A 26,164-nucleotide genomic window follows, 5' to 3' on the forward strand; every position below is an offset into this window, starting at 1 on the left:
TCCCTGACGGACACACCTGTGACTCGTCTCACTCTGCTCCACACACGATGCCATTGCATCTGCCAGAATGTCGGAGTTCGACAAGCAATTCTCGACAGATTGGAGTGCAGTGGGTGTTCCGGTGCGCTGGTTGCTCAATCAGCCGGAGCTCGGCCTGCATCTGCGCGCGGGTGCCGCCGGTACAACTGCCGAGATCACGTTCGCCGTCACCACGGAGCTGACGAGTCCCGGTCGGTGGCTCTCCGGTGGCGAGTTGGTGCTGACCACCGGCATCGTGCTGCCGCTCGACGCGCAGGGACGTCGAGCTTACATGCGCGAGTTCGCCGAATGTGGCGCCGCGGCAATCGGTTTCGGATTGGGTCTGTCGCACGACGCGGTGCCCGACGAGATGGTCGACGAGGCCGAGAAACTCGGTCTGACGCTGTTCGAGGTACCGTTGCCGACGCCGTTCGTCGCCGTCGTGAAGACGGTGATGGACCGCCTCGCCGAGCAGCAGTACGAGTCCGTGCTGGCCGTATCGCGCGCTCAGCCGCGGATGACGCGGGCGGCGGTCGGGGGCGGGGTGGGCTCGACGATCCGCGAACTCTCGGCGGCATGCGGCGGCCCGGTGCTGCTGCTCGACCGGGCAGCCCACGTGATCGAGCGGTCGCCCTCGTCGATTCCCGACGACGTACGCAGCGCCGTCGTCGAGCTGGTGACCACGCAGCTGCGCACCGGCGGTGTGCCTGACAGCAGCGTCATCCCGGGCCCGACGGGGGTCATCGTCGTGCAGTCGATCCGGGTGGGCCGTCGAACCCACGGGTACCTCGCGGTCGTGTTCAGCAGCGACCCGCGGCCCGTCGACCAGGTGCTGATCGGTCATGCGAACTCGTTGCTGGCCTTGGACTTCGAGAAACCGCTGCGCCTGCATGCGGAGCAGAACCGGATCAACACCGGCGCCCTGCAGATCCTGTTGTCGCGGGGCACCGACCTGTCGCTGGCGCGGGAGGTGGTCGAGTCGGCCGCAGACGAGCACAGCCGGATCAAGGTCTTGATGCTGCTCGGCTCCGGCGATCTGGTCACCGTCGCCGAGGCCATCGACGAACAGCTGAATTCCGCCGGGCGTCCGGCGTTTCTGTTGCCCGCAGGCGACGGATCGTCGTTGTTGGCGTTGCTGCGCGGTACCGACGATCTCGCCTTCGCGGCCCGTCTGTTCGACGCGGTGCCGACCGGTATTCGACGCCGGTTCCGGATCGGGCTGAGTACACCGCACGACGTCGGCGACATCGAGGCGGCGGTCGAGCAGGCGCGGATGACGGCGGCGTCGACCGACCGCAGCGGCGTCCCCGAAGAAGCGGCCGCGTTGGTCGGCCGGACATTGTTGGCGCTGCCGGAATCGCGCCGCGTGCTGGACAATCTCGCCGGAATTCTCGTCGATCCGCTGGCCGCGTACGACTCGGCGAACAACACCGAACTGCTGCCGTCGCTGCGCGCCTATTTGGAGGCGAACGGTCAATGGGAGGCGGCCGCGGCGGCGCTCGGAGTGCATCGACACACTCTGCGAAGCCGAATCGGGCGTGCGGAAGAGGTACTGTCGTGCGACCTGTCGTCGGCGCGAGTGCGAGCGGAATTGTTGTTGGCGATCATCGCCCGCGGGTAGGGGATGATTGGTTGTTGCGGTAGTTCGCTGTAGCTGCGGTGACTAGTGGTGTGTCGCATGGCACCCGCTCCGCTGGTTGAGCCTGAATTCACCGACGGTAGGCCCCATCTGCTGGTTGAGCCGCGAGGAGCGCTAGCGACGAGCGTGTCGAAACCCCTGTACCACAATGCATTTGATGGCAGCGTACTTGTCGAACCGTGATGGTATCGAACATCGCCTCACTTGCCGGGTGTCATCGCCGACATGGCGCGCATCATCGAAAGTCGTTGTGGCTGAGAGGTTTCGACACGGACTCGGCTAGCGCTACTTCGACTCGGCTAGCGCCTCGCTCAGCACGGCGCTCGTCCGGCTCAACCAGCGGAAGGGTCCACCATCGGTGAATCCAGGTTCAACCTAGGCTCAACCAGCGGAAGAGGCCTGCCGTCGGCGAATCCAAGCAGAGAGAGCCGAGCCCATCGGGCCCGGCTCTCCCGCGCTACCTATCCGACCAACTGCCGCAGAGCCGCAACCGTCACCACCGCATGCGCGGCGTCGACGCGCTCGGAGTGAGTCAGCTCGTCGATGAGTCCCGTCACCCGCTCGACGCCCGTACGGTTGTTGCCGATCCATTCGTCGATGCGCGCGGTGATATCGGTCGACGACCCGTCGGCGCTGTCGGTCACCATGGTCTCGGCGAGGGACTGCCACAGGTCGTGGAGTTCATCGAGTTGGCTGGCCGCGGCCATCGCGGCCCAGCGGTCGACCGTCGAGCCGGCGTCGATCGCGTCCGCGAGCCACGACAACCGCAGTCGTTCGCCAGCCTCGCGATGCGCCTGCGCGACCTGCGTGATGTGCAGGCCCGTCGCGTCGGCGCCCGCGACACACGCGAGTGAGCGACCGAGCACGGCGAACGTCTCACGATCGGCGCGCGGTGAACCGGTTAGCCGGGGGAGTGCGGCGCGCAGGGCGTCGACCTGCGGTGCGATGCGCGCGACCTCCGACGAGACGGTGAAGCCTCGGCGCCGGTGCCGCAGCACCCAGCCGGTCGCCTGCTCGATGAGCGACTGCAGCATCGCCAGCAACGCGAATCGATCGGCGGCGTCGATGTGCGGCATGGCCAGCACGTCGGCCCACAGCGAATCGACGCCGATGGTCCGGGTGACGACGGCGTATGCCCGGACGATCTCCGGCGTGCCTACGCCGTAACGACTTTCGATGCGATGAACGAAGCCCGGACCCACGTGGTCGATCAGATCGTTGGCCAGTGTTACCGCGATGATTTCGCGGCCGAGGCGATGATCGGCGAGCGAGTCGCCCAGCCGATCCTGCACCGACGCCGGGAAATAGTCGCGCAGCACCGGCGCCAACGACGGGTCGTCGGGCACCGACGACGCCAGGATGTCATCGCGCACAACGTTTTTCGACATCGCGAGCAGCACTGCGATCTCCGGCCGCACCAGTCCGGCGCCGGCTCGCTGGCGGGCCGCGAGCTCACCGGCCGACGGCAGCACCTCGTGCGAGCGGTTGATGCCGTTGGTCTCTTCGAGGTTCTCGATGAGCCGGGCGTGGCGACCGAGCAGGAACGACGACCGATCCTCGGCGAGCGACAGCGCAAGGGTCTGCCGATCGCAGTCGGCGAGCACCGACCGGGCCACCTCATCGGTTGCGGCGGACAGGATGTCGTCGCGCTCGTCCCTAGTCAACCGACCTGCGTGCACGGCGTCGTCGAGTGCGATCTTGATGTTCACTTCGCGATCCGACGTCGCCACGCCGGCGGCGTTGTCGATGAAGTCGGCGTTGCACCGGCCACCGGCCAACGCGTATTCGACGCGGGCTCGCTGGGTCAGACCCAGGTTGCCACCCTCGCCGATTGCGGTGGCGCGCAACGTGTTCGCGTCCACCCGCACCAGTTCGTTGCCCGGGTCGGCGGCATCGGCCGACGTCTCCGTCGACGCCTTGACGTAGGTTCCGACGCCGCCGTTCCAGAGCAGGTCGACGTCGGCGCGCAGGATGGCGCGGATCAGTTCATGCGGCGTCAGGACGGCGGCGTCGACGCCCAGGCGGGTCCGCATCGCGTCGGACAGTTCGATGGTCTTCGCCGAGCGTGGCCACACGCCGCCGCCCTCGGAGATCAGGGTGCGGTCGTAGTCGTCCCAGCTGCTGCCCGGAAGATCGTAAAGTCGTTGCCGCTCAATGAAAGACGACGCCGCGTCGGGGTTGGGGTCGCAGAAGATGTGCCGGTGGTCGAAGGCGGCCACCAGACGCGTGTGGGTGGAGCGCAGCATCCCGTTGCCGAAGACGTCGCCGGACATGTCGCCGATGCCGACCGCGGTGAAGTCGTCGGCGCCGACGTCGATGCCGGCCTCGGCGAGGTGCCGCTGCACGGCGAGCCAGCCGCCGCGGGCGGTGATCCCCATCGCCTTGTGGTCGTAGCCGGCCGACCCGCCCGATGCGAACGCGTCGCCGAGCCAGAAGTCACGCTGTCCGGCAATGGAATTGGCGAGATCTGAGAAGCGGGCGGTGCCCTTGTCCGCGGCGACGACGAGGTAGGGGTCGGCACCGTCGGTGACCGTGGTGTCGGCCGGGTGGCTGACCTCGCCGTCGACCAGGTTGTCGGTGACGTCGAGCAGTGCTCCGATGAACTGGCGGTACGCGGCGCGCACGTCGTCGGGGGTGGGGCCGGCCGTCGTCCGTGCGACGAAGGCACCCTTCGCGCCGACCGGCACGATCAGCGAGTTCTTCACCATCTGGGTCCGCATCAGGCCGAGCACCTCGGTCCGGAAGTCGTCCGGACGCTCCGACCAGCGCAGCCCGCCACGGGAGATCGAGCCGCCGCGCAAGTGCGCGCCTTCCACCGCGACACCGTGAACGAAGATCTCCCGGAACGGAATCACCTTGGCGGGCAAGTCGATTGCCGAGGGGTTGAGCTTCAGCGCCAGCGGCCGTTCGGTGGGAACACCCGGGGCGAACCAGTTGGTGCGCAACGTCGCGCGGACGATGGAGATCAGGGCGCGCAGCAGCCGGTCCTCATCGACCGAAGCCGCCAGCGCGACCGCCGCCGACAGTGCGGCCTCGGCGCGCGCTTGTCCGGCCGTGCGTTCGGCATCGTCGAGCCCGGGCCGCAGGCGAGCGTCGAACAGATCGAGCAGGCCGCGGACGAATGCGCCGTTGCCGGCCAGTGTGGTGGCGGCGGTGTGCAGGTTGACCGTGAGTCCGTATTGACGCGCATAGCGGCACAGCGCACGGATGAGGATCACTTCGGCGATGTCGAGGCCCGCCGCAGTCACCAGGCGGAGAAATCCGTCGATGTCGGTGTGCCCGGCCATGATCGCGTCGAACGCTCGGGTCACCGCGGTGGCGGTGTCGTCGTCGAAGGCGACCGCGTCGACGGGCTGCAGCGTCAGGCGGTGCAGGTGAGCGCCGGTGTCGTGGTCGTGGTCGACGATGACCAGACCGAGGCGGCTGAAAGTGTCGGCGAGACTCGTGAGCGTCGGTGCTACGGTCGTCGCGGCGGTGCCGGGATGGGGCCAGGCCAGGACGGCGGTCAGGGTGTCCGGCTGGATCGAGGCGAAGGCGAGCCGGGGGCGGGTGAGGGCGTCGGTGATGGCGAGGCGGCGGGTAGATGTGTCGGCGGACAACAACGTTGACTCCTTTGTCATCGTCGTGGATGGAACGCCCCTACTGTCCGTGATGTGCCACTGGTCGCGACATAACCGAAATGGAGTGTTACGTCACACGCCGCGCTCCGGTTCGTCGGGTGTGCGTGTCGCCGGACCTTGAACCGGCAGCTCGCGGCCTCCGGTACGCCACGTGCGACGTGCCGCAATACACACTCTGCGACCTTAAGCAACCCCACAGCTACCCTTCGGCAATGTCGTTGGCATGCACCTCGTGCCCAAACCTGTAGTCGGTCATATCCCGGGGAAATCGCGGCTCATCACGTTCGTCGCCATTGCACTCGTCACCGGATTCCTGACCCTCGCGGGGATGTCCTACGCCGACGCACTCAACGCTCCCGGCTACGCCAGCTTCGCCGACAAGACCTCCGAGTGGCTGCGCGATCACGGCGCGGGCCCCCTCGTCGACAGCGTCGAATCCTGGTACTACACAAGGCACGTGCCCTCGACGACGGCGGCCGACGTGAAGCAGTTCGCGCACGGCGCACCGGCGTCGAACGCGCACTTGCAACTGCCGACGCTGCCGATTCCGGTGGGCTCCACCGTCGCCCCGCGGTGGTTGCCCGGGCGCCCGGCAGCGGGCGGTAAACCTGCGCTCTACACCAGTTCGTTCGAGCCCGACCGTGCGCATCCGAGTGTCATCGCGGGCGTCGCGGTGATCGACTCGGCCGCCGTCAAGCTGCACTTGATGCCTGGCACGGCTCAGCCGAATTCGGCGCAGAATCATTCCGCCGCACAGGTTCCCGCCGTCGACGTCCCGAACCTCGCGGCGGTCTTCAACTCCGGCTTCCGGTTCGGCGACATCGCCGGCGGCATCTATGCGTTCGGCCACGAGCTCAAACCGCTGCACGCGGGCTCGGCTACCGCGGTGATCGACGACCGCGGGCGGCTGACCATCGGCGAGTGGGGCCGCGAGGTGAAGGCGTCGTCGCACATGGTCGCGGCGCGGCAGAACCTGGCGCTGCTCGTCGACGACGGCCGGTCACAACCGCAGATCCGCGGCCTCGGCTACTGGGGCGGAACCGGGCTGGAGAATCAATACACATGGCGCTCGGGACTCGGCGTCGACCGCAACGGCAATCTGATCTACGTCGACGGCAACCAGCTCAACCTTTCGGCGCTGGCGAGCGCCCTCGTCGACGCCGGCGCCGTGCGGGCCATGCAGCTCGACATCCACCCGGGAATGGCGACATTCGTCAGCTACTCCGTCGACCACGCCAGACATGCGACGCCGAGTAAGCTGCTGACCTGGCAGCCCGGCCCGCTCAATCGGTACCTGACACCGGACCGTCGCGACTTCTTCTACGTGACGACGTGAACCGCGCCGACACTCCGGTTCGTCGGGGGACACGAACCGGAGTGTGCGCGCTATATCTCAGCTCAATTCACGTCAGCTCAGATGGTGAACCTCCTGCAGCCCGTAGACGGGGGTGTGCAGTCCCTCGAATCGAGCCTTCAGTTGCAGGGCGAGATACAACGAATAGTGCCGCGACTGGTGAAGATTGCCGCCGTGGAACCACAGGTTGGGCTGCTGGGTTGGCTTCCACATGTTGCGCTGCTCACCCTCCCACGGTCCGGGATCCTTCGTGGTGTCTGAGCCGAGGCCCCACACCTTGCCGACGCGGTCGGCGACGTCCTGACCCATCAAGTCGGCCGCCCAGCCGTTCATCGAGCCGTAGCCGGTCGCGTACACCACGACGTCGGCGGGCAGCTCGGTGCCGTCGGTCAGCACGACGCTGTTCTCGGTCAGGTGGTCGACGTTGCCGTGGGCCAGCTTGATGGTGCCGTTGGCGACGAGCTCCGACGCGCCGACGTCGATGTAGTAGCCCGAGCCGCGGCGCAGGTACTTCATGAACAGGCCGGAATCGTCGTCGCCGAAGTCGAGGTCGAAGCCGGCGGCCTCCAGCGCCGCGTAGAAGTCCTTGTCCCGTTCGCGGATCTCGTTGTAGATCGGGATCTGGAACTCGTGCATGATCCGGTAGGGCAGCGAAGCGAAGGTGAAATCGGCCTTCTTGGTGGTCATGCCCGACGCCACCGCGCGCTCACTGTAGAGGTCGCCGAGACCGACCTCCATCAACGAATCCGACCGCACGATGTGCGTCGACGACCGCTGGACCATCGTCGCATCGACACCATTGTCCACCAACGCTTTACAGATGTCGTGCGACGAGTTGTTGGCGCCGATGACGACGACCTTCTTGCCCGCGTAATTGTCGGGTCCGGGGTGTTGGCTGGAGTGATGCTGCTCGCCGGTGAAGACGTCCTGGCCGGGGAAGCTCGGCACATTCGCCTTGCCCGACATACCCGTCGCGAGCACGAGCTGCGTCGGGTGCAGCGTCAGTTCCTCGCCGTCGCGGTTGATCTGGACGGTCCATTTGCCGCTGGCCTCGTCGTAGGACGCCGAGGTGCACTCGGTCTTGGACCAGTACGGCACCTCCATGACCCGGGTGTAGAACTCCAGCCAGTCGCCGATCTTGTCCTTCGGCGCGAAGACCGGCCAGTTGTCGGGGAACGGGAGGTAGGGCAGGTGGTCGTACCAGACCGGGTCGTGTAGGCACAGCGACTTGTACCGCTTGCGCCACTGGTCGCCGGGGCGGTCGTGCTTGTCGACGACGATGGACGGCACGCCGAGCTGCCGCAGTCGGGCGCCGAGGGCGATGCCGCCCTGACCGCCGCCGATCACCAGCACGTACGGCTGCACCGCGTAGCCGAGCTCGTCTTCCTCGTCGGCCTTGCGTTCGGCCCACGACCGGGTGTCGGCGCTCTGGCCGTGCACCGCGCCCATGACGCGCGAGGCACCCAATGGCTCCTCGTGGCCCTTGAGTTCCTGCAGCGTGGTGAGCAGGGTCCAGGCCTTCGGGCCGTCCTCGCCGTCGCGCAGACGGAGCAGACCTTCGCCGCGCCCGACCGACGTCTCGAAGGTGACGAAGGCGGTGTAGATGCCGTCGGCGGCGGTGGCCGGTTCGCTGGTGGTGAAGTTCGACGGCGCGGTGTCGGCCAGGCGATCGGCGAGCATCGCGGCGATCTCGTCATGCCCTTCGACGGTCTTCAGATTCCAGGTGAATGCGACCAGGTCGCGCCAGAAGCTGTCGGTGACGAACAAGTCGGTCACGGCGGCGATGTCCTGTGCCTGCAGCGCCCGTTCGAAATCGCCGAGCCACGCGTCGACGACCGCTTGGGGATCTGGCGAACCCGTACTTCCGACGTCGGTCGGATCCAGGGTCTGGGTCATGACTTCATCTCCTCACTGAGCTGTTGTGAGGTACAGCACACTCCGTTTCGCGACGCGCCGACAGGGTTGCAGGGGGTTGCAACGTGACCTGTCTTTGCCCACCGGCTGTGATGGAGCGCACAATGGGTGGCGATGACCAGTGCCGTGATTCCCGAGCCCGCAGTTCCCGCCGGCGACGATCCGCGCCAGTACGCGCGACTCCTCGCCGACGTCTACAACGCGACGATGTCGGGGGAGAAGGTGCCCGCACGACCCCGCGACGTCATCGGGGCGTCGTGGGAGCGGGTACGCGACGTCGGGCTCAACCCGGAGACCGGCATCCTCGACGGCCCGCTCGACGCGGCCGAACTGGAGGGGCATCGCGTCGGATCGGGGTTGCTCGCCGTGCTCGACGACCTCACTCGTGGGCTCGACATGTTGATCGCCGACGGCGACAACATTCTGGTGATCGCCGACGCCGGGGGTCGCGTGTTGTGGCGTTCAGGCGTGAATCGTGTTCTCTCCAAAGCAGATTCGCTAGGTTTCGTGCTGGGCGCCAACTGGTCGGAAGACATGGTCGGAACCAATGCGATCGGTACCGCTCTGGCGTCGGGCCGCGCGGTGCAGGTGTTCTCCGCCGAGCATTTCGTCCGCAGCCATCACGCTTGGACTTGTGCGGGTGCGCCGATCCGCGACCCGCGTACCGACGAGGTGCTCGGCGTCGTCGACGTGAGCGGCCCCGCGGCGACCATCCATCCCACGACGGTCGCGCTGGTCGACGCCGTGGCCAAACTGGCCGAGGCGCAGCTGCGCGATCTGCATCGGCGCAGCCTCGACGCGCTGCGTTCGGTCGCGGCCCCGATGCTCGCCCGGATGGGTGTCCCGGCGTTGGCCGTCGACGCGCAGGGGTGGGTTGCCGCGGTCGACGTCGTGCAACCGCGCAGTCGTTTGGTACTGCCCAAGAAGCTGTCCGCGGGTCGGGTGTGGCTGTCGTCGCTGGGTGCGTGCGACGTCGATCCGCTGCCCGGCGGCTGGCTGGTCCGCGTCGCCGAAGATGCGGTGGCCACCGAACCGACGCGCATCGAGTTGACTCCGGGCAAGACCGAGGTATGGGTCACCGGTCCCAGCGGTCGGCGCCAGATCAAACCGTCGCGCCGGCATGCCGACATCCTCGCGTTGTTGGCGCGCCACCGCGACGGACTCACCGCGGCGCAGATGGCCGACAAGCTCTTCGGTGACCCCACTCGCACGATTACGGTGCGCGCGGAGATGTCGCGGCTGCGCAAGTCGTTGGGTGGCCTGCTCGACGCCAATCCGTACCGGTTCTCGTCGGGGATCGACGTCGTGTGGGGCGGCGCGGCGGCCGACGGCCCGAGGGCGCCCATGCCCTAGGCTGGTGCGGGTGCGATTGGTTATTGCGGAGTGCCAAGTTGACTACGTCGGCAAGTTGACCGCCCATCTTCCGATGGCGAAGCGGTTGCTGCTGGTGAAATCGGATGGGTCGGTCAGCGTGCACGCCGACGACCGCGCGTACAAGCCGCTGAACTGGATGACGCCGCCGTGCTGGCTGGTCGAGGAGACCGTGCCCGACGACGTCGACGCGCAGGCCCTCTGGGTGGTCACCAATAAGGCCGACGAGCAGTTGCGCATCACCATCAAGTCGATCGAGCACGATTCCAGTCACGAGCTCGGCGTCGACCCGGGGCTCGTCAAAGACGGCGTCGAGGCGCATCTGCAGGAGCTGCTGGCCGAGCATGTGGAGACGCTGGGAGCCGGCCACACGCTGATCCGTCGCGAGTACATGACCGCGATCGGCCCGGTGGATCTGCTGTGCCGCGACGCCGACGGTGGAACCGTCGCGGTGGAGATCAAGCGGCGCGGCGAGATAGACGGCGTCGAGCAGTTGACGCGCTACCTCGACCTGCTCAATCGCGATACGACGTTGGCGCCGGTAGCGGGAGTGTTTGCGGCACAACAGATAAAGCCGCAGGCCCGGACGTTGGCGAACGACCGCGGAATCCGGTGCCTGATCCTGGACTACGACAAGCTGCGCGGGACCGAGAGCACCGAGTTCCGGCTGTTCTGAGGGTCGCCGCTACTGCGCCACCCGGCGGTTGACGTTGTTCGCGCTGAACGGCTTGGTGCTCGGCTCGTTCGAATTCGACGCCGCGCCTGATCCGCCGCCCGACGTCGGGGCCGAGCCGTTGGGTACCGCGTTCGGCGCCGAATTGTTGGACGCCGATTGCTGCGGTTGCTGTTGTTTCCCGATCGCGCGCTTCTCGTCGTCGGAGATCTTCGACGGCCCGGTCAGCTCGCGGTTGAGCAGTTCGGTGTCGGACAGATCGTCGGCATCGGCGAAGTCGTCGATGTGAGTCAGTTTGAGCTCGTTGGGCGCGGAGACCAGGTGTTTGCGCAGTTCCTCGAGATGATCGAGCACGCCCTGGTGGGTGCTGCGCGCACGCTTGGCGAATTCGCGTGACTGATGCATCCGCTCGAGGGCGACGCGTTGCGCGGTGTCTTTGAGGCGTTTGACCTCGGCGTCGGTCTTCGCGCGCTCGGCGGCGATCGCGGCGTCGAAGCGTTCCCGCTCGGTGTTGCGCGCACGGGTGCTCTGCTGCTCGAGCTCAGCAGCCTCGTTGGTGGCCTTCTCCACGATGCGCCGCGCTTCCTGGCGAGCCGCGGTCATCGTCGCGGTGTGTTCGTTCTCCATCGCGGTCTTGCGATCGGCGAGCGACTTGGCGGTCTTGTCCGCTTCGCGCTTGGCCGCAGCGGTGATCTCCTCGGCACGCCGTGTCGCCGCGGTCACCTTGGCTTCGGCGTCTTTGATCAGCGCGGCCGAGTGCTGCTGTGCCACCGACACGGTCTCGGCCGCTTCCGCCTGGGAATTCGCCCGGATCTCCGACGCCTCGTCGGAGGCCAGCTGCAGCATCCGCGACAGTCGCTCGCTCATGCCCTGCGCGGTGGTCGGCGGCACCGACAACCGGTCCACCTCGTGGCGCAACTCCTCGATTTCCTCGCGTGCGGCGCCCAGATGCGCGGCCAACTCGTTGGCGTTGGCGTTGGCCGCATCGCGGTCGGCGGCGAGCACACGCAATTCAGCGTCGAAGCGTTGGAATGCGTCGTTGACCTGGTCGCGGTCGTAACCGCGACGGGTCGTGTCGAAAGGGGCGGGACGCGGAGCTGGAGCCGACATGGCGACCAGTGTAGTGCCGATCGGTACCGCTAGTGGGCGCCACCGTCGGCAGCGGGCTCCACCAATTCCAAAAGGACGCCGCCCGCATCTTTGGGATGTACGAAGTTGATTCGCGAATCCGCTGTGCCTCGTCGGGGTGCAGGATAGAGAACCCGAACTCCGGCAGCGGTGAGTCGCTCGGTCACCGCGTCGACGTCGGTGACCCGCACGGCCAGCTGCTGCAGTCCGGGGCCGCTGCGCGCGATGAACTTGGCGATCGTCGACTCGTCGTTGAGGGGGGCGAGCAACTGGATGACGGCGCTGCCGTCGGTGGCCGCACTGGCCGGTCCGACCATGGCCTCGCGCACCCCCTGCTCCTCGTTGACCTCTTCGTGGAGGGTCACGAAACCGAGATGGGTGGCGTACCACTGCTTGGCGGCGTCGAGGTCGGGTACGGCGATGCCGGCGTGATCGATGGCCGTGACGAGGTCGGAGATCAGGGTGGTTGGGGAGGTGTTGGCTGGATCCGTTGACGATGCACTCATCGTCCAAAGGTAGCGTTGAGTCGGTAGACCACTGCGCGGTGGTCTGGACAACTTCAGTTATTTCGAATTAACTAAAGTTGCAGTGGTCGCAAGCAGTCACAAGGAGACAACAATGTCCACAGAACCGTCGGTAATCGTTGCCGGTGCCCGTACCCCGTTCGGCCGCCTGTTGGGGTCGTTGAAGGGACAGTCGGGGGTCGATCTCGGCGCGGTCGCCATCAAGGCCGCCGTCGAGCGTGCCGGGATCCCGGCCGAGGCCGTGGACTACGTCATCATGGGCCAGGTGCTGACTGCGGGCGCCGGACAGATGCCCGCACGTCAGGCCGCCATCAAGGCCGGCATCGGCTGGGACGTCCCCACCCTGACGATCAACAAGATGTGCCTGTCGGGCATCGACGCCATCGCCCTGGCCGACCAGCTGATCCGCGCCGGCGAATTCGACGTCGTGGTCGCCGGCGGCCAGGAGTCGATGACCCAGGCACCGCACGTGCTGCCCGGCAGCCGTGGCGGATTCAAGTACGGCAACACCGAACTCGTCGACCACATGGCCTTCGACGGTCTGTGGGATGCCTTCACCGATCAGCCGATGGGTGCCCTGACCGAGCAGGGCAACGACGTGGCGAGCGGAGCGGCGGGGGATGTCACGCGCGGCTTCACCCGGGCCGAGCAGGACGAGTTCGCGGCGCGCAGCCACACGCTGGCCGCGCAGGCGTGGAAGAACGGCGTATTCGCCGATGAGGTTGTGCCCGTCGAGATTCCGCAACGTAAGGGCGACCCGATCGTCTTCGCCGAGGATGAGGGCATTCGCGCCGACACCACCGCCGATTCGCTGTCCGGGCTGCGCCCGGCGTTCCGCAAGGACGGCACCATCACCGCGGGCAACTCCTCGCAGATCTCCGACGGCGCCGCGGCCGTCGTCGTGATGAGCAAGTCGAAGGCGCAGGAACTCGGCGTCGAGTGGCTGGCCGAGATCGGACCGCACGGCGTCGTCGCCGGACCGGATTCGTCGTTGCAGGCTCAGCCGGCCAATGCCATCGAAAAGGCTTGTGCGCGTGCCGGAATCGACCCCAAGGACCTCGACGTCGTCGAGATCAACGAGGCCTTCGCGGCGGTCGGGCTGGCCTCGACCAAGCAACTGGGCATCGATCCGGAGAAGGTCAACGTCAACGGCGGCGCCATCGCCCTGGGGCACCCGATCGGAACGTCGGGCGCTCGCATCACGCTGCACCTCGCGCTGGAGCTCAAGCGCCGTGGTGGAGGCGTCGGCGCGGCGGCACTGTGCGGCGCGGGCGGTCAGGGTGACGCGCTGATCATCTCGGTGCCGAAGGCCTGATCGGTACAGCGCCGACGAGTGACCTCTACTACGATTTGTAGTAGAGGTCACTTTCGTCATGCACAATGGAGCCCATGCAGCTTTTCGATCTCAGCACCCCGGCCAAGAGATTCCGGTTCGTCGCCGTCGCCGAAGCCATCACCTGGCTCGCGTTGCTGATCGCGATGTTCTTCAAATGGGTGCTCGGCCACGACGCCGCCGTTCGTATCCCCGGCATGGTGCACGGAATCGTGTTCGTGGTGTTCGTCGTCGTCGCGCTGCTGACCGCACGGGCCCTCAAATGGAACCTGGTCGTGACCGGACTGGCGCTCGTCTCCTCGATTCCGCCGTTCGGCACCCTCGTCTTCGAGTGGTGGGCCGCCCGCAACGGCCATCTGGCGGAACTGTCGGTCTCCGCACCCGCCGACGACGACTCCACCCCGGTCGCCGCCTGACTCACCTCGTACCCTTGGGCGAGTGACAACTCGCATCGACGCCGCGCTGACCCGTTCGCGAATCGCGGTCGCAGTCGTCTTCGCCCTCAACGGATTTCTGGCCGCGATGCTGGTCGCCCACATCCCGGTCATCACCGCCCGCACCGGCGTCACACACGAGACGCTGGGCGGGCTCTTGTTGTTGACGGGCGCGTCGGCGTTCGTCGGTATGCAGGTGTGCGGGCCGCTCATCGACAGATTCGGGTCGCGGCCGCTGACGATCATCGCCGTGGTGACCCTCGCCGCGGCGATCTTCGGTCCGGTCCTGGCGACCGGTACTTCGACGCTCGCGCCGGCGGTGATGCTCTTCGGCTTCGCCAACGGCAGCCTCGACGTATCGATGAATTCGCAGGCCGTGGCCGTGGAACAGGCCTATGACCGTCCTATCATGTCCGCCTTCCACGCATACTTCTCGGTCGGCAGCATGGTTGGATCGGCGATCATCGCGCTGACCCTGTGGCTCGACGTCGGGGTGGTCGCCACCGTCGCGGGCGCGGCCGTGTTCGGAGTGATCGTGCTCGCGGTCGTCGCCCGCGACCTCACCGTCGCCGACGTCGCCGCGCGGACGGGCGCCGGACACACCGAACCGAAGCGACGATGGTGGCACAGCATCGATCGGTTCCGGTTCGTCGTCCTGGCAACAGTGGCGTTCGCGCTGATGCTGGCCGAGGGCACCGCCTACGACTGGTCGGCGTTGCAGGTGGTCGAGACCTTCGGCGTCCCCGACGCCACCGGCGCGATCGCCTTCTTCGCCTTCAGCGTCGCGATGACCGCGACCCGCTTCGTCATCGACCCGATCGCGGCGTCGATCGGCCCGGCGAAGGTGGTCCGCATCGGCGCCACGATCGGCGCGGTGGGGATGACGATGGTCGTGCTGTCCCCGGCGCCCTGGGTCGCCGTCTGCGGATGGCTGGTCTTCGGTGGCGGCCTGGCCGGCGGCATCCCGCAGATCTTCACCGCGGCGGGCAATCTCTCGCCGGTGTCGTCGGGGCAGGTGATGTCGGCCGTGGTCGGGTGCGGGTATCTGGGCATGCTGGCCGGGCCCGCCGTCGTCGGATTCTTGAGCCATTCGACGTCGTTGGCGTCGGCGCTTGCGGTGGTCATTGTTGCGCTCGCCCTCGCGCTGGTCGGCGCGGGCCAGGTCAATCGACGTTCGTCGGTGGCGGCCGAGCCGCGGTAGCCCGCGTCCAGTCGGCCGGCCGCGACGGCCCGGGTCTCGTCGAGTTGAGTTCGCATAGGGAACGCGGGATCAGCCCGTGGCCGATGACGCCACATTGCGACCCCGTGACACACTGGTAGGCGTGAGCAGACCTCAGAGTCGGCAGGCCGCTGCACAGCAGGCCGCCGCTGCAGTAGCCATGGCCGGTGCGGTTGATCTCGCAGTCCTCAAGGAGCGGGCCGACGCTGCGCGCGCGCAGGCCGCGCGCCCGGCCACCGGTCCGGCGGGTCCCGGCGAGGCACCGTCGGGTGCGGCGTTGGGGCCGGCCGTCGTCGAAGTGACCGAAGCCAACTTCGAGGCCGATGTCCTGACTCGCTCGAGGCAACAACTCGTCGTCGTCGTGCTGTGGTCGGCACGCAGCCCGGTGACCGCGCAGCTGGTGCAGGTGCTGGCCGGTCAGGCGCAGCAATCGGGCGGCCGGTGGGCGCTGGCCGCCGTCGACGCCGACACCAGTCCGCGCATCGTGCAGGCATTCCAAGCGCAGGGTGTGCCGTTGGTCATCGCGATCGCCCACGGGCGGCCGGTCGCCGAGTTCGAGGGACGCTCGGAACAGGAACTCGCCGACTGGATCGACTCGATTCTGTCGCAGATCGGGCACACCCTGACCGGCGGCGGTCCGGCGGAAGCCGACGAGCCCGAGGAAGTGGATCCCCGGATGCTCGACGCCGAGGCGAAACTCGACGCGGGGGACTACGACGGCGCACTCGCCGTCTATCGTGACATCCTCGCGGCCGAGCCGGACAACGACGAAGTGGCGGCACTGATCCGCAACATCGAATTCATGTCGCGCGCCGACGCTCACGACGATTCGGTTCTCGACAGCGCCCCCGACGATGTCGACGGACAACTCGCCGCCGCCGACAAATTGCTGCTCGCACAGCAGCCGGAAGAAGCCTTCGACCGCATCATCACCGCCATCAAACTCAGTGCCGGCGACCACCGGACCAAGGCGCGCACCCGGCTGCTCGAACTGTTCGAATTGTTCGACGCCGCAGAACCTTTCGTAGTTGCGGCGCGGCGGAAACTGGCAGCCGCGCTGTATTAGATTTTGCGGCCTTGTCGGGCTTCGCTGACCGGCGCTGTTCGCTTCGTCGTCGTGGCGCTTTCGGCGGCCGAGGGTTGCTGGTCTGGGTAGTGGCAAGGTGCCGCCGAAAGCGCGACTCCTCCTCGTTCCACAGCGCCGACGCTTCGCCCGGGCCGCAGCCGAGGAAACACCCGCCACCCACCGCGCCGAATCGGTCAGGAATGGAGAAGTGTCGGCCGTCGAAGACCGATAGCCTTGTCGGCATGAATCCGAGCCCGCAGCCGCATCTCGCCGACAGTCACGACATGATCCGCGTGTACGGCGCACGCGAGAACAACCTCAAGAACGTCAGCGTCGAAATTCCCAAGCGCCGCCTCACCGTGTTCACCGGCGTATCCGGATCGGGGAAGAGTTCGCTGGTCTTCGGTACCATCGCCGCCGAGTCGCAGCGCATGATCAACGAGACCTACAGCGCGTTCATCCAGGGCTTCATGCCGACTCTCGCCCGCCCCGACGTCGACGTTCTCGACGGGCTCACCACGGCGATCACCGTGAGTCAGGAGCGCATGGGCGCCGACCCCCGCTCGACGTTGGGCACCGCCACCGACGCGAACGCGATGCTGCGCATCCTGTTCAGCCGCCTGGGCGATCCGTACATCGGCTCACCGCAAGCCTTTTCGTTCAACGTCGCGTCGGTCAGCGGAGCCGGCGCGGTCACGGTCGAGAAGGCTGGTCGCACCGTCAAGGAACGTCGGAGCTTCAATCTTGTCGGCGGCATGTGCCCGCGCTGCGAGGGGCGTGGCGCGGTCTCCGACTTCGACCTCAGCGCGCTCTACGACGACACCAAGTCGTTGAACGACGGCGCGCTCACCATCCCGGGCTATTCGATGGAGGGGTGGCACGGCCGCATCTTCCGCGGCTGTGGCTTCTTCGACCCCGACAAGCCGATCAAACGCTTCACCAAGCGCGAGTTGAACGATCTGCTCTACAAGGAGGCGACCAAGATCAAGGTCGAGGGCATCAACCTGACATACCTCGGTCTGATCCCCGCCATTCAGAAGTCCTTCCTGTCGAAGGATCGTGAGGCGATGCAGCCGCACATCCGTGCGTTCGTCGACCGTGCGATCACGTTCACCACCTGCCCCGAATGCGAGGGAACGCGGCTGACCGAGGGAGCGCGGTCGTCGAAGATCGCCGGGAAGTCGATCGCCGACGCGTGCGCGATGCAGATCTCCGACCTCGCCGACTGGGTTCGCGACCTCGACGAACCGTCGGTCGGCCCGCTGCTGGAGAACCTCCAGCGCACTCTGGACTCCTTCGTCGAGATCGGGTTGGGTTACCTGTCCCTGGAACGGCCCGCCGGTACGCTCTCCGGTGGAGAAGCCCAGCGCACCAAGCTGATTCGACATCTGGGATCGTCGCTCACCGACGTCACCTATGTCTTCGACGAGCCGACGATCGGACTCCACCCGCACGACATCGCCCGCATGAACAACCTGCTCTATGCCTTGCGCGACAAGGGAAACACGGTGTTGGTGGTCGAACACAAGCCGGAGACGATCCTCATCGCCGACCATGTCGTCGACCTCGGTCCGGGTGCCGGATCAGGCGGCGGCACAATATGTTTCGAAGGTACCGTCGAGGAGTTGCGGGCCAGCGACACGGTGACCGGACGACACCTCGACGACCGCGCCGGGCTCAAGTCCGACGTCCGAACGGCCAATGGGGCCTTGGAGATTCGCGGCGCGAACGCAAATAACCTGCGCGACGTCGACGTCGACATCCCGCTCGGCGTACTCACCGTCGTGACCGGGGTCGCGGGGTCGGGCAAGAGTTCCCTAATCCACGGATCGTTCGCGAAGTCCGGCGACGTCGTGTCCATCGATCAAGGCGCCATCAAGGGGTCGCGACGCAGCAACCCGGCGACGTATTCCGGGCTGCTCGAACCCATCCGCAAGGCATTTGCGAAGGAGAACGGCGTGAAACCCGCGCTGTTCAGCGCGAATTCGGAAGGAGCCTGCCCCGCCTGCAAGGGCGCTGGCGTCATCTACACCGACCTCGGAATCATGGCCGGCATGTCGACGGTGTGCGAGCAGTGCGAGGGCAAGCGGTTCGACGCCTCCGTGCTCGACTACACCTTCGGCGGCCGCGACATCAGCGAGGTGCTCGGCATGTCGGTGGCGCAGGCGCACGAGTTCTTCGGCGCGGGGGAGTCGAAAATTCTTGCGGCGCATAAGATTCTCGGCCACCTCGTCGACGTCGGGTTGGGCTACCTCACCATCGGGCAGCCCCTGACCACACTGTCCGGCGGCGAACGTCAGCGACTGAAGCTGGCGACGCATCTCGGCGACAAGGGCGGCGTGTACGTACTCGACGAACCGACGACCGGCCTGCACCTCGCCGACGTCGAGAACCTGCTGAGTCTTCTGGACCGCATCGTCGACGCCGGTAAGACGGTGATCGTCATCGAGCACCATCAGGCGGTCATGGCCCACGCGGACTGGATCATCGACCTCGGGCCCGGCGCCGGCCACGACGGCGGCACGGTGGTGTTCGAGGGCACGCCGACCGAGCTGGTCGCCGACGGATCCACACTGACCGCCGAGCACCTGGCCGCGTACGTCGGCGGGTAGCCGCGCATTTCCGACACGGCGGCTCAGCACCCGTCCAGCGGGCAGGATCTGAGCCGTGGTGTCGGATATCCGCCCGGCCCGGGCTACTCGGCGGCGGCCTTCGCCGGTGCCAACCAGACTGCCGAGTTGGCCGGCAGCATCACCGACGCCGACGCCGGACGGCCGTGCCAGGGTTCCGCTGTGGCGGTCACTTCGCCCAGGTTGCCCCGACCCGCGCCGGCGTACGCCTGCGCGTCGGTGTTGAGCACCTCGGTCCACGCGCCGACGCTCGGCAGGCCAACCTTGTACTCCGACCGATCCGAACCGGAGAAGTTGAAGATGCAGGCCACCACGGAACCGTCGCTGCCGTAGCGCAGGAAGCTGATGACGTTGTTGGCGGTGTCGTTGGCGTCGATCCACGAATAGCCTTGCGGCGTCGTGTCCTGGCTGTAGAGCGCGGGCGAGTCGCGGTAGACGCGGTTCAGGTCGGTCACCAATGTCGCTATGCCTGAATGCAATTCACCTTCCCAGCCGCTGCGCGTGTCCCAGTCGAGGCTGCGGTCGTCGGCCCACTCGCGTGCCTGCCCGAACTCCTGACCCATGAACAGCAGTTGCTTGCCGGGATGAGACCACATGTACGCCAAGAAGATTCGCACACCCGACGCCTTGGCGAAGGAGTCGCCGGGCATCCGGGTCCACAGCGTTCCCTTGCCGTGTACCACCTCGTCGTGCGAGATCGGCAGTACGAAGTTCTCGCTCCAGGCGTACATCAGCGAGAAGGTGATCTCGTGGTGGTGGAAGCTGCGATGAACCTGATCGCGACCGAGGTAACCGAGAGTGTCGTGCATCCAGCCCATGTTCCACTTCAGGCTGAAACCGAGACCGCCGAGTGAGGTGTCGCGCGTGACGCCGGGCCACGACGTCGACTCCTCGGCGACGGTCACCACACCCGGGAAGTGTTTGTGCACAGTGGCATTCATCTCCTGGAGGAACTGCACCGCCTCCAGGTTCTCGCGGCCACCGTGGATGTTGGGGGTCCACTGTCCTTCGGCGCGTGAGTAATCCAGATACAGCATCGCCGCCACGGCGTCGACGCGCAGTCCGTCGATGTGGAATTCCTCGATCCAGTACAGCGCGTTGGCGACCAGGAAGTTACGTACTTCCGCTCGACCGAAGTTGAAAATGTATGTGCCCCAGTCGAGTTGCTCGCCGCGCTGCGGGTCGCTGTGTTCGTAGAGTGCGGTGCCGTCGAACCGTGCCAAGGCCCAGTCGTCCTTGGGGAAATGCGCGGGCACCCAGTCCACCAGCACCGAGATGCCGCGTGAGTGCAGGTGATCGACGAGGTAGCGGAAGTCGTCCGGGGTGCCGAAACGGGCCGTCGGCGCGTAGTACGAGGTCACCTGATAGCCCCACGACCCGCCGAACGGGTGCTCGGCCACCGGCAGGAATTCGACATGGGTGAAGCCCAGTTCGGTGACGTAGTCGGCCAATTCGACGGCGAGTTGGCGGTAGTCCAGACCGATCCGCCACGAGCCCAGGTGTACCTCGTACACGCTCATCGCCTCCGCGGTGGGCGTCGACGCCGTGCGTTTGGTCACCCATTCGTCGTCGGACCAGGTGAACTCCGAACTGTCGATCACCGACGTCGTCGACGGCGGCGTCATGGTGCGCCGTGCCATCGGGTCGGCCTTGTCGCGCACGACGCCGTCCGCTCCGTGGATGCGGAACTTGTAGGCGTCGCCCACCTGCAGGTCGGGGATGAAGATCTCCCAGACTCCGGTGGACCCCAGCGATCGCATCGGGAACATGCGGCCCGACCAGTTGTCGAAGTCGCCGATCACGGTGACGCCGTACGCATTCGGCGCCCACACCGAGAACGACACACCGTGCACGGCACCGTCGGGCATCTCGTAGTTGTGCAATCGCGCGCCGAGCACCTCCCACAGCCGCTCGTGACGCCCCTCGGAGATCAGGTGCGTGTCGATCTCGCCGAGTGACGGCATGAATCGATACGGGTCGGCGACGGTGAATTCCCTTGTGCCACCGGCACCGTCGTCGTAGGCGACTCGGTACCGGTAGTCGATCAGGTTCTCGATCGGCACCGCCCCGACGAACAGATCGGGCGTCTGTTGCGTCATCGGATAGTCGACGCCGCCGATGACGGCGGTCACCGACACGGCGTCGGGCCGCAGTACGCGCAGGATGGTGTGCCCGGGCGTCGGGTGGGCGCCGAGGAAGGCGTGCGGATCGTGATGCGTCAGTGCCACAAGGCGATTGAGGTCGTGTTCGGGCGCGTTCGCGTTGACCGTGTCGCCGGTCGTGGGGTTCTCGTCAGTCATCTCTTCACCTCAACCGGTAGGAAAGTTCACGGGCACGGGCCGGGTCGAGCGGTGGCAGTGCGACGATGTGCGCGACGGCCCGCCACGGTTCGAGTCGGACGAAATTGGCTTGGCCCCAATGGAATTCCTCGCCGCTGACTTCGTCTCGGCCGCTGAACCGGTCGTGCCAGTCGTAGCCGAGGGCGGGCATGTCGAGCCACAGCGTCGACGATTCGGTACCGAACGGATTGAGGTTGACCACCACCACCACGCGGTCGCCGGTCGTCGGATCGATCTTGGAGTAGGCGATCAACGACGGGTTGTCCAGATGGTGAAAACTGATGTTGCGCAACTGCTGCAGCGCCGGGTGCCGGCGTCGAATCGCGTTGAGCATGGTGATCCACGGCTCCAACGACTCGCCGCGGCTCGCCGCGTCCTTGTAGTCGCGCGGACGCAACTCGTACTTCTCGGAGTCGAGATACTCCTCGCTGCCGGGCTTGACCGCGAGGTGCTCGAAGAGCTCGTATCCGCTGTACACACCCCACGACGGGCTCATCGTCGCGGCCAGCGCCGCGCGCAGCGCGAACATGCCGGGACCACCGTGCTGCAGACTCTCGTGCAGGATGTCGGGGGTGTTGACGAAGAGGTTGGGGCGCGCCTCATCGGCATGCGCCGCAATCTCTTTCGCGAACTGTTCCAGTTCCCACTTCGACGTCTTCCAGGTGAAGTAGGTGTAGGACTGCGTGAAGCCCAGGCGCGCGAGGCCGTACAACCGGGCCGGCCGGGTGAACGACTCGGACAGGAACAGCACCGCCGGGTCACGCTTCTTGACCTCGGTGATCAGCCACTCCCACATGTTCGGTGGCTTGGTGTGCGGGTTGTCGACTCGAAAGATCTTGACCCCCAACCCCATCCAGTGCAGCACGACCTTCAGCACGGCACGGTAGATGCCGTTGCGGTCGTTGTCGAAGTTGATCGGGTAGATGTCCTGGTACTTCTTCGGCGGGTTCTCCGCGTAGGCGATGGTGCCGTCGGGTTGGGTGGTGAACCATTCGGGATGGTCGCTCGCCCACGGGTGGTCGGGAGCGCACTGCAGGGCCAAGTCGAGCGCGATCTCCATGCCCAGTTCGCGGGCCCGTTCGACGAAGAATGTGAAATCCTCTTCGGTGCCGAGGTCGGGATGGATCGCATCATGGCCGCCGTCGGCCGAGCCGATCGCCCACGGCGACCCGACATCCTCGGGTCCGGCGACGAGAGTGTTGTTGGGGCCCTTGCGATTCACGACGCCGATGGGGTGGATCGGCGGCAGGTACACGACGTCGAAGCCCATCGACGCGATACGCGGAAGGTCGTCGACGGCGGTCAGGAAGGTGCCGTGCAGCGGGTGCCCGTCGTGGTCGCGGCCGCCCGTCGAGCGCGGAAAGAACTCGTACCACGAGCTGAACAATGCGCGAGTGCGGTCGGCCCACACCCGATACGACTTCGACTTGGTCACCAGCTCGCGCACCGGATACTCGACGAGCAGCGCGATCATCTCGTCGCTGATCGCGAGCGCCACGCGGTTCTCGACACGGCGTCGGGTCGCACGCAGATCGCGGAGGGCGTCGGCGAGCAGTTGCTGATTGTGCTCGGTGGCACCGGCCGACTCCAGCTGTGCCCGCGCGGTGGAGAGGATCTCCTCGCCGGTGGCCAGATCGTTGGCGAGGTCGGTGGCACTCTGCCCGGCGTCGATCTTCTTGACGACGGCATCGCGCCAGGTGCTGTACGGATCGCTCCACGCGTCGATTCGGTACACCCAGAACCCGACCCTGTCAGGGACGAAAGCGGCATTGAACGTGTCCGGCTCGGGGCCGGGAGTCATCGGGACGTCGTAGCGGGTCTGCTCGGGGCCGTCGATGTGGAGAGTGACGCCGAGGGCGTCGTGTCCTTCGCGCCACGCGGTGGCGCTCACTGGAACAAGTTCTCCCACAACGGCTTTGCCGGGGTGCAGACCGCCCGAATTCACCGGTGCGATGTCGTCGATACCCATGCGGCCGATCACGCGCGGTTCTCCTAAAAGCTCAGTTGCTGTGCGGTCGCACTTAACCGTAGTCGTCGGAGCCGGTTTCGGTGCGGCGTTGCGCGCCTCGCCTACGCGGTCAGGCGCCGCAGGGCGCCGAGGACCGTCGCGGTGTCCGTCGTCCGCCAGAACGGGGGCAGTGATTTCACCAGGTATCCACCGTAGCGGGCAGTCGCCAGCCGGGAATCGAGCACCGCGACGACGCCGCGATCATCGATCGACCGCAGCAGTCGTCCGGCTCCCTGAGCGAGCAGCAGCGAAGCGTGATTGGCGGCTACCGACATGAATCCGTTGCCGCCGCGCGCTTCGACGGCGCGCTGGCGGGCGGCGAGCAGCGGGTCGTCGGGGCGGGGGAACGGGATGCGGTCGATCACCACCAACGACAGTGACGGCCCGGGGACGTCGACGCCCTGCCACAGCGAGAGCGTGCCGAACAAGCACGACGCGGTGTCGTCGGTAAACTCGCGCACGAGGGTCGACGTCATGTCGTCGCCCTGGCACAGGATGCGGTGATCGGTCTGTTCGCGCATGATCGATGCCGCCTCCTTGGCGGCGCGCATCGACGAGAACAAGCCGAGGGTGCGCCCGCCCGCGGCCGCCATCAGCTCCCTGAGTTCGTCGCGGATGGGCTCGGCGATCGCGTCGCGGCCCGGCGCGGGCAGGTGCCGCGCGATGTAGAGGATCGCCGAACGCGGATAGTCGAACGGCGAACCGGCGTCGAGGCCGCGCCAGCGGATGTCCTCGGCGTCACTCGGTACGGCGAGCCCGAAGGCCGTGACATCGCCGACCGCCTGCGCCGCCGGATCCGGTTGCGGGGTGTCGTCGTCGGCGCGGGCGTGCGCGGGCAGCCCCCAGGTCGCCGCCAGCGCATCGAAGCCGCCGCCGACCACCAGAGTCGCCGAGGTGAGGATGACCGTCGAGTGGGCGAACAGCGAGGCGCGCAACAGCCCGCCCACCGACAGCGGCGCCACGCGCAGCACGGCGTGGGTGTCGTTGCGGAAACGGTCGTGGGCCACCCACACGACGTCGCGTCGGTTGGCTTCGTCGGGGTCGTCGAAGGCGCCGAGAACACGAACAGCGGTGTCGTGGAGTTCCTCGAGCGACGTCGTCGCCGCCGAACGTGCGGCAGCAGCTTCGGGGTCGGGGGCACCGGCCTGGTTGATGGGCCCGATCGCGTTGCGCGCCTTCCACAATCGATCCCGCAATGCTGCCAGCGCAAGGTCGTAGCCGTCGGGCAGGCGGGTGAGTCGGCGCGGCGTGGACGCGTCCGAGGTGTCGTTGAGCAGCTCACCGAACTGCTCGGCCGCGCCGATGACGTCGTCGACGAGTTCCTCGTCGATCAGCTTGCCGCAGCGTCGAGCGGCCAGCGTGATCGACGCCGAGCTCAGTTCGGCCGTCGACACCGCGGTGATGCGGTCGGTGAGCTCGTGGGCTTCGTCGATGATGACGACGTCGTGTTCGGGCAGGATGTTGGCCGGGCTCAACGCGTCGATGGCGAGCATCGCGTGGTTGGTGACGATGACGTCGGCCTGCCCGGCGATTATCCGCGAACGCTCGGCGAAGCAGTCCTCGGAGTAGGAACAGTTGTTGGCGCCCAGACATTCTCGGGCGCTGACGCTGACCTGCTTCCACGCGCGGTCGGAGACGCCGGGCGTGAGATCGTCGCGGTCACCGGTCTCGGTGTCGGAGACCCACTCGCGCAGCCGGGTCACCTCCCGGCCGGTCCGCGACAGCTCGAACGCATCGAGCAGCGCGTTCTCCGGCTCCTCGGTGACACCGGCGTGAATCTTGTTGAGGCACAGATAGTTTCCGCGACCCTTGAGGATGGCGAACCGGGGCTCGGAGCCCAGTGCGGGCTTGAGCGCCTTGGCCAGGCGAGGCAGATCGCGTTCGACCAGCTGACGCTGAAGCGCGATGGTCGCGGTCGAGACGATCACCGTCTTCCCGGTCGCCATGGCATGAGCGATCGCGGGCACCAGGTAGGCGAGCGACTTTCCGGTGCCGGTTCCCGCCTGCACGGCGAGGTGCTCGCCGGTGTCGATGGCATGTGCGACGGCGCTGGCCATCCGGATCTGACCGGGCCGCGACGCGCCGCCGAGAGCTTCGACGGCCGTCTCCAGCAGCGACGTGACAGGCGGAATGGTCTTGGTCTTGGTTCCGGTCGCTCCGCTCGCCCGGCTCAATTCGCACCGGGAATCTGGCTCGCACCGGGGATCTCGCCGACCAGTTCTACGCCGGCCGCCCGCAGCTGCGCCAGTGCGGTCTCGGTGGTTTCCGGAGCGACGGCAGCGGTGTGATCGAGGAGTACCCGGACCCTCAGGCCGGCGTGCGCGGCGTCGACCGCTGTGGCGCGCACGCAGTGGTCGGTCGCGATGCCGACCACGTCGACGGCGTGAATGTCATTGTCGCGCAGCCATTCTCCGAGCGTCGCCGACGGCGGGTCCTGAGTGTCGTCGAGCGTCCCCTCGAAGCCGGAGTACGCTGCGGTGTAGGCACCCTTGGAGAAGATCGCCGCCGCGACGGAGGCGTCGAAGTCGGGATGGAAGGCGGCGCCGTCGGTGCCGACGACGCAGTGCGGCGGCCAGGTGTCGACGTAGTCGGGGGTATCGGAGAAGTGCGTGCCCGGGTCGATGTGATAGTCGCGCGTCGCCACGACGACGGGGTAGTCGCGGGCCAGTTCGGTCACCGCGGCGGCGACGGCGGCGCCACCGGCAACAGCCAGCGAGCCACCTTCGCAGAAGTCGTTCTGGACGTCGACGACGATAAGTGCGGTGCGATCAGTCACCCATCCAGCTTATTCGATCGCAGGTTCGAACCGGCCCGCGCGACGCGGAGATTCGCGCGAAGGTGTGGAAAACGTGATCGGTGTGGATATCCGCGTACGTCCGACCAGCTCGCGACGA

At 67.0% G+C, this 26,164-nt stretch carries 17 protein-coding genes; 9 read left to right on the forward strand and 8 right to left on the reverse strand.

Annotated elements, in window-relative coordinates; all coding sequences use genetic code 11:
- Positions 1–109: 109 nt before the first annotated feature.
- Positions 110–1,639: a PucR family transcriptional regulator gene (locus tag HH308_RS23880; RefSeq protein ID WP_170196770.1), complete on the forward strand. Its 1,530-nt coding sequence runs from the start codon at positions 110–112 to the stop codon at positions 1,637–1,639.
- Positions 1,640–2,118: 479 nt separating this feature from the next.
- Here HH308_RS23880 and HH308_RS23885 read toward each other — a convergent pair whose 3' ends face one another.
- Positions 2,119–5,277 (reverse strand): NAD-glutamate dehydrogenase domain-containing protein, encoded by a 3,159-nt coding sequence (locus HH308_RS23885; RefSeq protein ID WP_170196771.1) that lies wholly within the window; start codon positions 5,275–5,277, stop codon positions 2,119–2,121.
- Between the two features lie 232 nt (positions 5,278–5,509).
- Here HH308_RS23885 and HH308_RS30540 point away from each other — a divergent pair, with 232 nt between their 5' ends.
- Positions 5,510–6,613, forward strand: coding sequence for a phosphodiester glycosidase family protein (locus HH308_RS30540; protein WP_170196772.1), 1,104 nt, complete (start codon positions 5,510–5,512; stop codon positions 6,611–6,613).
- Between the two features lie 72 nt (positions 6,614–6,685).
- Here HH308_RS30540 and HH308_RS23895 read toward each other — a convergent pair whose 3' ends face one another.
- Entirely contained in the window at positions 6,686–8,527 is a 1,842-nt protein-coding gene (locus HH308_RS23895) for a flavin-containing monooxygenase (protein ID WP_170196773.1), read from the reverse strand.
- A gap of 132 nt (positions 8,528–8,659) precedes the next feature.
- Here HH308_RS23895 and HH308_RS23900 point away from each other — a divergent pair, with 132 nt between their 5' ends.
- A complete protein-coding gene (locus HH308_RS23900) occupies positions 8,660–9,898 on the forward strand; it encodes a helix-turn-helix domain-containing protein (protein ID WP_170196774.1) in 1,239 nt (412 codons plus the stop codon).
- A gap of 10 nt (positions 9,899–9,908) precedes the next feature.
- Positions 9,909–10,592 carry an endonuclease NucS gene (gene nucS, locus HH308_RS23905; protein ID WP_170196775.1) on the forward strand — a complete coding sequence of 228 codons (684 nt, stop codon included), beginning with the start codon at positions 9,909–9,911 and terminating at the stop codon, positions 10,590–10,592.
- A 9-nt stretch (positions 10,593–10,601) separates the two neighbouring features.
- On the opposite strand, the gene HH308_RS23910 is transcribed toward nucS, so the two are convergent.
- Positions 10,602–11,699, reverse strand: coding sequence for a DivIVA domain-containing protein (locus HH308_RS23910; RefSeq protein ID WP_170196776.1), 1,098 nt, complete (start codon positions 11,697–11,699; stop codon positions 10,602–10,604).
- 29 nt (positions 11,700–11,728) lie between these two features.
- A complete protein-coding gene (mce, locus tag HH308_RS23915) occupies positions 11,729–12,223 on the reverse strand; it encodes a methylmalonyl-CoA epimerase (RefSeq protein WP_170196777.1) in 495 nt (164 codons plus the stop codon).
- 112 nt (positions 12,224–12,335) lie between these two features.
- On the opposite strand from mce, the gene HH308_RS23920 reads away from it, so the two are divergent.
- From HH308_RS23920 to HH308_RS23940, 5 genes are all read left to right on the forward strand, one after another.
- Positions 12,336–13,556, forward strand: a complete 1,221-nt coding sequence (locus tag HH308_RS23920; protein ID WP_170196778.1) for an acetyl-CoA C-acetyltransferase — start codon at positions 12,336–12,338, stop codon at positions 13,554–13,556.
- 65 nt (positions 13,557–13,621) lie between these two features.
- Positions 13,622–13,990, forward strand: a complete 369-nt coding sequence (locus HH308_RS23925) for a DUF3817 domain-containing protein (protein WP_170196779.1) — start codon at positions 13,622–13,624, stop codon at positions 13,988–13,990.
- Between the two features lie 22 nt (positions 13,991–14,012).
- Positions 14,013–15,209: an MFS transporter gene (locus HH308_RS23930; protein WP_312870830.1), complete on the forward strand. Its 1,197-nt coding sequence runs from the start codon at positions 14,013–14,015 to the stop codon at positions 15,207–15,209.
- Between the two features lie 178 nt (positions 15,210–15,387).
- Complete coding sequence (locus HH308_RS23935) at positions 15,388–16,293, forward strand: tetratricopeptide repeat protein (protein ID WP_170196824.1); 906 nt, start codon at positions 15,388–15,390, stop codon at positions 16,291–16,293.
- A gap of 242 nt (positions 16,294–16,535) precedes the next feature.
- Entirely contained in the window at positions 16,536–18,905 is a 2,370-nt protein-coding gene (locus HH308_RS23940) for an ATP-binding cassette domain-containing protein (protein WP_170196780.1), read from the forward strand.
- Positions 18,906–18,988: 83 nt separating this feature from the next.
- Here the strand turns inward: HH308_RS23940 and glgB are convergent, their stop codons facing one another.
- From glgB to HH308_RS23960, 4 genes are all read right to left on the reverse strand, one after another.
- Positions 18,989–21,223, reverse strand: coding sequence for a 1,4-alpha-glucan branching protein GlgB (gene glgB / locus HH308_RS23945; RefSeq protein ID WP_170196781.1), 2,235 nt, complete (start codon positions 21,221–21,223; stop codon positions 18,989–18,991).
- Positions 21,224–21,227: 4 nt separating this feature from the next.
- Entirely contained in the window at positions 21,228–23,243 is a 2,016-nt protein-coding gene (locus tag HH308_RS23950) for an alpha-1,4-glucan--maltose-1-phosphate maltosyltransferase (protein ID WP_170196782.1), read from the reverse strand.
- Between the two features lie 89 nt (positions 23,244–23,332).
- Complete coding sequence (locus tag HH308_RS23955) at positions 23,333–25,444, reverse strand: ATP-dependent DNA helicase (RefSeq protein ID WP_246284801.1); 2,112 nt, start codon at positions 25,442–25,444, stop codon at positions 23,333–23,335.
- On the reverse strand, positions 25,441–26,046 hold the full coding sequence (locus HH308_RS23960; RefSeq protein WP_170196783.1) for an isochorismatase family protein: 606 nt from the start codon (positions 26,044–26,046) through the stop codon (positions 25,441–25,443). The genes HH308_RS23955 and HH308_RS23960 overlap by 4 nt, the downstream gene beginning before the upstream one ends.
- Positions 26,047–26,164 lie beyond the last annotated feature (118 nt).

This window comes from Gordonia asplenii, assembly GCF_012933505.1.
Classification (GTDB): domain Bacteria; phylum Actinomycetota; class Actinomycetes; order Mycobacteriales; family Mycobacteriaceae; genus Gordonia; species Gordonia asplenii.

Bases quoted from the DNA above. Each gene is read 5' to 3' on its own strand.
- HH308_RS23900 (WP_170196774.1), top strand. From the start codon at position 8,660: ATGACCAGTGCCGTGATTCCCGAGCCCGCAGTTCCCGCCGGCGACGAT.
- HH308_RS23910 (WP_170196776.1), bottom strand. From the start codon at position 11,699: ATGTCGGCTCCAGCTCCGCGTCCCGCCCCTTTCGACACGACCCGTCGC.
- HH308_RS23940 (WP_170196780.1), top strand. From the start codon at position 16,536: ATGAATCCGAGCCCGCAGCCGCATCTCGCCGACAGTCACGACATGATC.
- HH308_RS23925 (WP_170196779.1), top strand. From the start codon at position 13,622: ATGGAGCCCATGCAGCTTTTCGATCTCAGCACCCCGGCCAAGAGATTC.
- HH308_RS23920 (WP_170196778.1), top strand. From the start codon at position 12,336: ATGTCCACAGAACCGTCGGTAATCGTTGCCGGTGCCCGTACCCCGTTC.
- glgB (WP_170196781.1), bottom strand. From the start codon at position 21,223: ATGACTGACGAGAACCCCACGACCGGCGACACGGTCAACGCGAACGCG.
- HH308_RS23935 (WP_170196824.1), top strand. From the start codon at position 15,388: ATGGCCGGTGCGGTTGATCTCGCAGTCCTCAAGGAGCGGGCCGACGCT.
- HH308_RS23885 (WP_170196771.1), bottom strand. From the start codon at position 5,277: ATGACAAAGGAGTCAACGTTGTTGTCCGCCGACACATCTACCCGCCGC.
- HH308_RS23895 (WP_170196773.1), bottom strand. From the start codon at position 8,527: ATGACCCAGACCCTGGATCCGACCGACGTCGGAAGTACGGGTTCGCCA.
- mce (WP_170196777.1), bottom strand. From the start codon at position 12,223: ATGAGTGCATCGTCAACGGATCCAGCCAACACCTCCCCAACCACCCTG.